Origin of the sequence: Azoarcus sp. TTM-91, from assembly GCF_012911025.1 — a bacterium.
In the GTDB taxonomy this organism is placed as follows: domain Bacteria; phylum Pseudomonadota; class Gammaproteobacteria; order Burkholderiales; family Rhodocyclaceae; genus Azoarcus.
Window position 1 is genome coordinate 1 of sequence record NZ_WUEI01000175.1, and the last position, 6,493, is coordinate 6,493.

Here is a 6,493-nt window from a genome sequence, read left to right on the forward strand (position 1 = left end):
GGAGAGGGGGGCGTGAGAGAGGCGGGCGCTGCTGGGCGGTCGGCGGGTGTGGCGGAGTTGCCGCGGGCGGGTTTCAGCCGTGCGGGTGGCGGCTGGGGTGAAGGCAGCGGGGCGCGGCCGGCCTCAGTGCGTGGCGGCCATGTGGGTGGAGGCGTCCTCGGCGGACACATCTTCGACGGCGTTGCCCTTCTCGTCAGGCGTCAGGCCCCAGTCGCCGTAGAGGTACCAGTCTTCTCCCAGCAGCTCCGCCGGGTGCTGGGTGCGGCCGGAGCCGTTGCCGCAGCCCAGCGAGGTGGTGGGGCAGTACTTGTCGCAGCCCCAGCAGATGCGCTCGGGGTGCTTGGGGTTCAGGGGGAATTTCTTGGCCATGATCGCAGGCGCTTTTACGCCGGGTAACGCAGGTAGGAAACGGATATCCCCTCGCCGGGCCGCTCGGAGGAGGAAGCGTGGGCGCCCGAGCGATTGTCCGGATCGCGTGAGGAGGCGAGCGCCGTGGCCCGGTGAAGGGATGGGCGGATTATCCGGCCGCTTCCCGGGCGCGCTCCATGATCCAGATCAAGTGAGCCAGGCCGGCGCCACAGGTGCTTGCCGCATGGCAAACGATTTTTGGGACTTGATTGGGGTCAAGGAGCGGCCCGGCTGCGGCGCAAACAATCCGGCTTCATCTGCTACCCCGGAGAGAGCCCGAATGGACCGCCTGACCCACTTCATGCAGCACCACCATGGCCACTGCGACGAGGCCTTCGCCACCGCCGAGGCCGATGCCCACCGCGGCGACTGGAGCGCCTGCGCCGCCAGCCTGGCCCGCTTCCGCGCCGACCTGCTCGGCCACCTGGCGGTCGAGGAGGAGCGCATCTTCCCCGCCTTCGAGGCCAGCACTGGCAACACCGCCGGCCCCACCCGGGTGATGCGCGCCGAGCATGAGGAGATGCGCGAGCTGCTGGGCTGGCTGGACGAGGCGCTGGCTGGCCGCAACGCCATCGCCTTCGCCGATGCCGCCGAAACCTTGCTCATCCTGCTGCAGCAACACAACATGAAAGAGGAGAACATCCTCTATCCGATGTGCGACCGGATACTGGGTGGCGACGAAGTGGCCTTCAACCAGCTGATGGGGGAGGTTGAGCAGGCTTTGATGGAGGTGGCTCATGGCTGAGCGGGCAGGGGAGGGGGCGGCGGGCGAGGCTGCCGGCGCGCCCCGGGTGATAGACGCGCGCGACATGGTTCCGCCGGAGCCGATGGAGCGCACCCTGGAAGCGCTGGATTTCCTCGAACGCGGCGAGGAGTTGCAGCTGTGGCTCAACCGCGAGCCCTTCCCGCTCTACCGGATACTGAACACCAACGGCTACGCCTACCGCACCGAGTACATCGAGGACGACGGCCGTTTCATCGTCCACATCCGGCACGCCGGCCACTAAGCGCGGCCGCCACGGCGACCGCATTCCCCGCGGGAGGCAGGCCGATGGCCGCCGAACTTTCCTTCGAGCAGGCGCCGCCGCTGTCGGTGCCGCTGCGCTTCTTCTTCACCGCGCCGCTGTTCGCCCTCGCCGCCGGCCTGCTGCTGGCGCTGCGCGGCGAGGCGGTGTTCGCCAGCCGGTGGACGCCGGAGGCGCTGGCGGCCACTCATCTGCTCACCGCCGGCACCATGCTGCAGATCATGCTGGGCGCGCTGTTCCAGGTGCTGCCGGTGGCCGCCGGCGCCAACGTGGCGCAGCCGCGCCTGCTCGCCGGGCTGGTGCATCTGGCCTTGAGTGCTGGCGGCGCGGCGCTGGCCTGCGCCTTCCTGTGGAGCGACGCGCAGTTCTTTCACCTCGCTGCCGGCCTGCTCGGGCTGGCTGTGGCGGCGCTGGTGCTGGGCGTTTCCGTCGGCCTGTGGCGCACGCCGGCGCTGGGCGCCACCGTGTGGGGGCTGCGCGGGGCGATGCTGGCGCTGGTCGTCACCGTCGGCCTGGGCGTGGCGCTGGCGCTGGTGCGCAGCGGCGACCTCGGTGGCCGCTGGATGGTGCTATCCACCCTGCACCAAGCTTGGGGGCTGGGCGGCTGGGCCGGCCTGCTGCTGGCGGCGGTCGCCTGGCTGGTGGTGCCGATGTTCCTGCTGACGCCGTCTTATCCCACCCTGTTCACCCGCGGTCTGCCGGCGGCCATAGGCGCGGTGCTCACCACCGGTTCACTGGTGATGGCGACGCCGGCCGGCTGGGGCGGCGGCTGGGCGGAGCGGCTGCTGGCCATCGGCCTGGCGCTGGCCGCCGCCGCCTTCGCCTGGGCCACGCTGACGTTGCAACGCCGCCGCCGGCGCAAGATCACCGATGCCTGCTTCCGCTTCTGGCGGTTGGCGATGCTGGCGCTGACGCTGGCGGCGGGGCTGCTCGCCGCCAGCGCCACCGGCCTCGCGCCGGATACCGGCCTGGGCTTGCCGCTGGGCGTGCTGGCGCTGGCCGGTGTATTCCTGTCGGTGATGCTGGGCATGCTCTACAAGATCGTGCCCTTCATCCTGTGGCTGCACCTGCGGCGCAAGGTGAGCCGCCCGCCGGCGATGACCCGCCTGGTCACCGAGGCGCGCCAGTTGCTGCACTACCGCCTGCACCTGGCCAACCTGCTGGCGCTGCTGCTGGCCACGCTGTGGCCGCCGGCGGCGATGGCGGGCGGCCTGCTGCTGGCGGCCTCCGGCGGTTTGCTGCTGGTGAACCTGGCCGGCGCGCTGCGGGCTTACCTGGCGGTGGAGCAGGTACCGGCGGTGGCGCTGTCCTGAGCCGGCCCGCTCAGCCTTCGTGCGCCCGCAGGCGGCGCAGGTCGTGCAGGGTGATGTGGCGGCCGGCGACGGTGATGAGGCCGCTGTCGGCGAGGTCGTGGAAGATGCGCGACAGGGTTTCCGGGGTGAGGTTGAGGCGCGAGGCGATCACCTGCTTGCTGGTCGGCAGGTCGATGCGGCACTCGCCGCTGTCCACGTCCTCCGGCGTCTGCTGCAGCAGGTAGCCGATCACCCGCTGGGTGCTGGAGCGCAGGGTGTAGGTCTCGACGTCGCGCACCAGGCTGTGCAGGCGGATGGAGAGGCCGGCGAGCAGCTTGCGGGCGAAGCGCGGGTCGTCGTCCAGCTGGCCGAGGATGGCGTCATGGCCGATGGCGAGCAGGGTGCTGTCGACCAGCGCCTCGGCGAACACCGGGTAGGGCCGCTCCATGAACATCACCGCCTCGCCGAAGCTCTGCCCGGCGCCTATCACTTCCACCACTTTCTCGTTGCCCTGGGCGGAGGAGAAGGCCAGCTTCACCTGGCCGCGCAGCACGCAGAAGAAGCCGCGCGGGGTGTCGCCGCGCTGGAACAGCACCTCGCCGCGGGCCAGCGTGCGTTCGCGGCTCTGGCGGGCGATGCGGGCGATGTCTTCGTCGGCGAGTTCCGAGAACAGGGGCACCTGGCGCAGTTGGGCGATCAGGGCAGGGGGGGCGGTGGGGAGTTCTCCGGCCATCGTTGTTCAGCCTGTTATGTGATGTAGCCGTCGATTCTAGCCCATGGGCAAAGCGGGCTGCCTGGCTGGCCAGCGCGGGGCGGGCCTGTCGATTGCAAGCGCAGGGCAGAGCGTGGACAGAAGGCCGCGGGCGGAGAAAACAAAAGGCCCCCGCTCGGGGGCCTGGCGATGGCGGCGGCGGACGCGCCGCCGGCCGGCCTCAGCGGGTGGCGGTCTGGACCGGCTGCGGGCGGACTTCCTCGGCGACCTGGGTGGCCGCCTGGGCCTTGGCGACGCCGGGCAGCGCGACGGCGCGCGGGCCGTGGCTGACCTTGCGCACGCTGTCGGCCGCGGCCGCGGCGGTGGTGCCGGCAGCGGCTTCGCTGGCGGCGGTCTGCTTGGCGGCGGTACGGGCGCGCTCGATGGCGCCCCAGTCCGGGCCGGCGATGCTGCTGCCGGAAACGAGCAGGAGGGAAAGGCGGGCGAACGCGGCCATCTTCTTGCTGAATTGCATGTAGGTACTCTTTCTTGAAGTGATTGATGTTGTAGTGGGTGCTGCACCGGCGGCGGCGCGCCCCTCGCGGGGAAGGTGCCGTTGCGCGGCGGCCGCTTTCCGCAAGGTCCATGCCGCGAGTAGCGGAGAGGCTTTTCGCGCGCCTGGATGCGGCGTGCGGGCGAGGCGTGCGCGGCCGAAGCGTCAGGGTTTATCAGACAACCCTGATGCGTTTGTGGCTTTGTCGACGCCGTTTCCGCCGCGCGGCGCGGGTTCCGGCGGTGCACGCCGGGTGCTAGACTCGCAGCCCTGATCCGCGGCCGGCAGCAGTGTTCCGCCGCGGGCTGCAACCCGCGCCCGGCGCGGGTTTTCGTTTGGCGGCGGCGTGTGCCGGCGCCACCCTGCGGCGGGCCGCGAAGGCCGCCGTCCTGACCAAGGAAGATCAATGCCGGAGTTTCTTCTCGAGCCGACGTTCTGGGTTTCGGTGGCCCAGGTCATCGCCATCGACATCCTGCTCGGTGGCGACAACGCGGTGGTGATCGCGCTCGCCTGCCGGCGCTTGCCGGAATCCCAGCGCAACAAGGGCATCTTCTGGGGAGTGCTGGGCGCCATCGTGCTGCGCATCGTGCTCATCTTCTTCGCGGTGAAGCTGCTGGCGATGCCCTTCCTCAAGCTGGTGGGCGCGCTGCTGCTGGCCTGGATAGGGGTGAAGCTGATGCAGCCGGAGGATGAGGACGAGCACGGCAGCATCGAGGGCAGCACCCATCTGCTGGGCGCGATCAAGACGGTGGTGGTGGCCGACGCGGTGATGAGCCTGGACAACGTGATCGCGGTGGCCGGCGCGGCGCATGGCGACATGTCGCTGGTGGTGTTCGGCATCGTCGTCAGCATTCCCATCATCGTCTGGGGCAGCAAGCTGGTGCTGCACCTGATGGACCGCTTCCCCATCGTGATCACGCTGGGTGCGGCGTTGCTGGGCTGGATCGCCGGCACCATGCTGGTGGGCGACGTGATCCTGGAGCCCCTGCTGTCCGGCGCGCCGGGCTGGCTGCACTATGTGACGGCCGCCATAGGCGCGGTGCTGGTGGTGGGCCTGGGCAAGTGGCTGGCGAGCCGCGCGGTGCCCGGCCCGCTGGTGGAGCTGGACCTGGAGGCGGACGACAAGGGGAGGGGGGCGAAATGAGCGGAATGAGCGAAGAGGGCGGCACCGCCGGTGGCGTGGTGGCGACCCAGCCCGCGAGCGTGAAGGTGTTGCTGGCGGTGGATGGCTCCGAAGGCGGCGAGCGCGCGGTCGCCCATCTGCTGCGCCTGACCGGCGCCGGCCTGCGCGCGGAGGTCCATGTGCTGAACGTGCAGATTCCGGTGGATTCCGGCCATGCGCGGCTGTTCGTCTCCCATGAGGAGTTGCAGCACTATTACCGGGAAGAGGGCCTGGCGGCGCTCAAGCCCGCGCGGGAGCAGTTGGAGGCGGCCGGCGTGGCGTGCAAGACGCACATCGCCATCGGGCACACCGCGGAAACCATCGTCCGCTTCGCCGTCGAGGGCGGCTTCCATTCCATCCTGCTCGCCAGCCGCGGCCGTGGCGGCATCGGCCGCCTGCTGCTGGGTTCGGTGGCGACCGAGGTGGCGCGCACCTCGTCCATTCCGGTGACCATCGCCCGCTGAGGCGGGCGGCGGAGGCCGGCCGCGCTCGTGTTTGCACATTGCACCTGCGCCGGCGGCCCCGGTTCTTGCGAACCGATGCCGCCGGCGATGCTCAGGCCGCCGGGCCGAAGCCCATGGGCGCCGGCGCCAGCGACAGGATCTTCTGGTACAGCGATTCCGCTTCTTCCTTCGGCTTGATGCCGAACAGCGGGTTGTCGTTCTCGCGGAAGGCGGTGTGGATCTCCGCCCAGTCCTCGGCGGTGAGCACCCGCTCGGCGATGGGCATGAACACCTCTTCCTCGGTGTGCAGATGCTCCCACTCCAGCTCGGCATAGCGGTCGGCGGTGGCGTAGAAGCGCTCGCGCGCCTCGGGGTCGCCGTTCTGGAAGGCGATCAGGTCGCGCTTCAGCTCCTCCACCATCGGGTAGCCCAGGCTGTGCTCCCGCTCCAGGCGTTCGATCAGCTTGTCTGCCTCGCGGGTGCGGCGGCGCACCGCGGCGAAGAGGTATTTGTCCTCTTTCGGGTGATGCCAGCGGTCCGGGTAGGACACGATGTAGTCCAGGATGGCCTTGAGCAGCGGAAAGTTGGGCGCCGAACCCTTGCGCATCTCCTTGACGAGGTAGCGCAGGGAATACAGCACCGCGCTGATGGCGAGGTGTTCGTCCTTGATGATCTGGATGGCTTCCGGCCTCACGGTTCGTCTCCTTGTTCTCTTCTGGTGTGGGCGGCGGTGGCCGCCTTCTCATGTTATCCCCTGCGTGCGCAGGGTTTCAGATCCGCTCTATGGCGATGGCGATGCCCTGCCCCACGCCGATGCACATGGTGCACAGCGCATAGCGGCCGCCGGTCGCCTCCAGCTGGCGCATCGCGGTGAGCACCAGGCGGGCGCCGGAGGCGCCCAGCGGGTGGCCCAGCGAGA

The 6,493-nt window shown here is 70.1% G+C and carries 9 protein-coding genes and 1 pseudogene; 5 read left to right on the forward strand and 5 right to left on the reverse strand.

Annotated features, from left to right (window positions below; all coding sequences use genetic code 11):
* Positions 1 to 123 precede the first annotated feature (123 nt).
* Positions 124 to 369: a DUF3079 domain-containing protein gene (locus GRF61_RS22800; RefSeq protein ID WP_169152915.1), complete on the reverse strand. Its 246-nt coding sequence runs from the start codon at positions 367 to 369 to the stop codon at positions 124 to 126.
* A gap of 319 nt (positions 370 to 688) precedes the next feature.
* On the opposite strand from GRF61_RS22800, the gene GRF61_RS22805 reads away from it, so the two are divergent.
* The 3 genes from GRF61_RS22805 to GRF61_RS22815 are packed head-to-tail and all read left to right on the forward strand — an operon-like array spanning position 689 to position 2,746.
* Positions 689 to 1,153 carry a hemerythrin domain-containing protein gene (locus tag GRF61_RS22805; protein WP_169152916.1) on the forward strand — a complete coding sequence of 155 codons (465 nt, stop codon included), beginning with the start codon at positions 689 to 691 and terminating at the stop codon, positions 1,151 to 1,153.
* Complete coding sequence (locus GRF61_RS22810; RefSeq protein WP_169152917.1) at positions 1,146 to 1,415, forward strand: DUF2249 domain-containing protein; 270 nt, start codon at positions 1,146 to 1,148, stop codon at positions 1,413 to 1,415. Before GRF61_RS22805 ends, GRF61_RS22810 begins: the two co-directional genes overlap by 8 nt.
* Before the next feature lie 44 nt (positions 1,416 to 1,459).
* Positions 1,460 to 2,746: a hypothetical protein gene (locus GRF61_RS22815; RefSeq protein ID WP_169152918.1), complete on the forward strand. Its 1,287-nt coding sequence runs from the start codon at positions 1,460 to 1,462 to the stop codon at positions 2,744 to 2,746.
* A gap of 10 nt (positions 2,747 to 2,756) precedes the next feature.
* Here the strand turns inward: GRF61_RS22815 and GRF61_RS22820 are convergent, their stop codons facing one another.
* A complete protein-coding gene (locus GRF61_RS22820; RefSeq protein WP_169152919.1) occupies positions 2,757 to 3,458 on the reverse strand; it encodes a Crp/Fnr family transcriptional regulator in 702 nt (233 codons plus the stop codon).
* Between the two features lie 199 nt (positions 3,459 to 3,657).
* Entirely contained in the window at positions 3,658 to 3,951 is a 294-nt protein-coding gene (locus GRF61_RS22825; protein ID WP_169152914.1) for a hypothetical protein, read from the reverse strand.
* A 424-nt stretch (positions 3,952 to 4,375) separates the two neighbouring features.
* Here GRF61_RS22825 and GRF61_RS22830 point away from each other — a divergent pair, with 424 nt between their 5' ends.
* Together GRF61_RS22830 and GRF61_RS22835 are read left to right on the forward strand one after the other, a co-directional pair.
* Positions 4,376 to 5,113, forward strand: coding sequence for a TerC family protein (locus GRF61_RS22830; RefSeq protein WP_169152920.1), 738 nt, complete (start codon positions 4,376 to 4,378; stop codon positions 5,111 to 5,113).
* On the forward strand, positions 5,110 to 5,595 hold the full coding sequence (locus tag GRF61_RS22835) for a universal stress protein (protein ID WP_248281411.1): 486 nt from the start codon (positions 5,110 to 5,112) through the stop codon (positions 5,593 to 5,595). The genes GRF61_RS22830 and GRF61_RS22835 overlap by 4 nt, the downstream gene beginning before the upstream one ends.
* A 91-nt stretch (positions 5,596 to 5,686) precedes the next feature.
* Here the strand turns inward: GRF61_RS22835 and GRF61_RS22840 are convergent, their stop codons facing one another.
* Both GRF61_RS22840 and GRF61_RS22845 read right to left on the reverse strand, forming a co-directional pair.
* Complete coding sequence (locus GRF61_RS22840) at positions 5,687 to 6,268, reverse strand: hemerythrin domain-containing protein (protein WP_169152921.1); 582 nt, start codon at positions 6,266 to 6,268, stop codon at positions 5,687 to 5,689.
* 76 nt (positions 6,269 to 6,344) lie between these two features.
* A pseudogene (locus GRF61_RS22845) lies at positions 6,345 to 6,493 on the reverse strand (3-oxoadipyl-CoA thiolase); the annotation flags it as partial.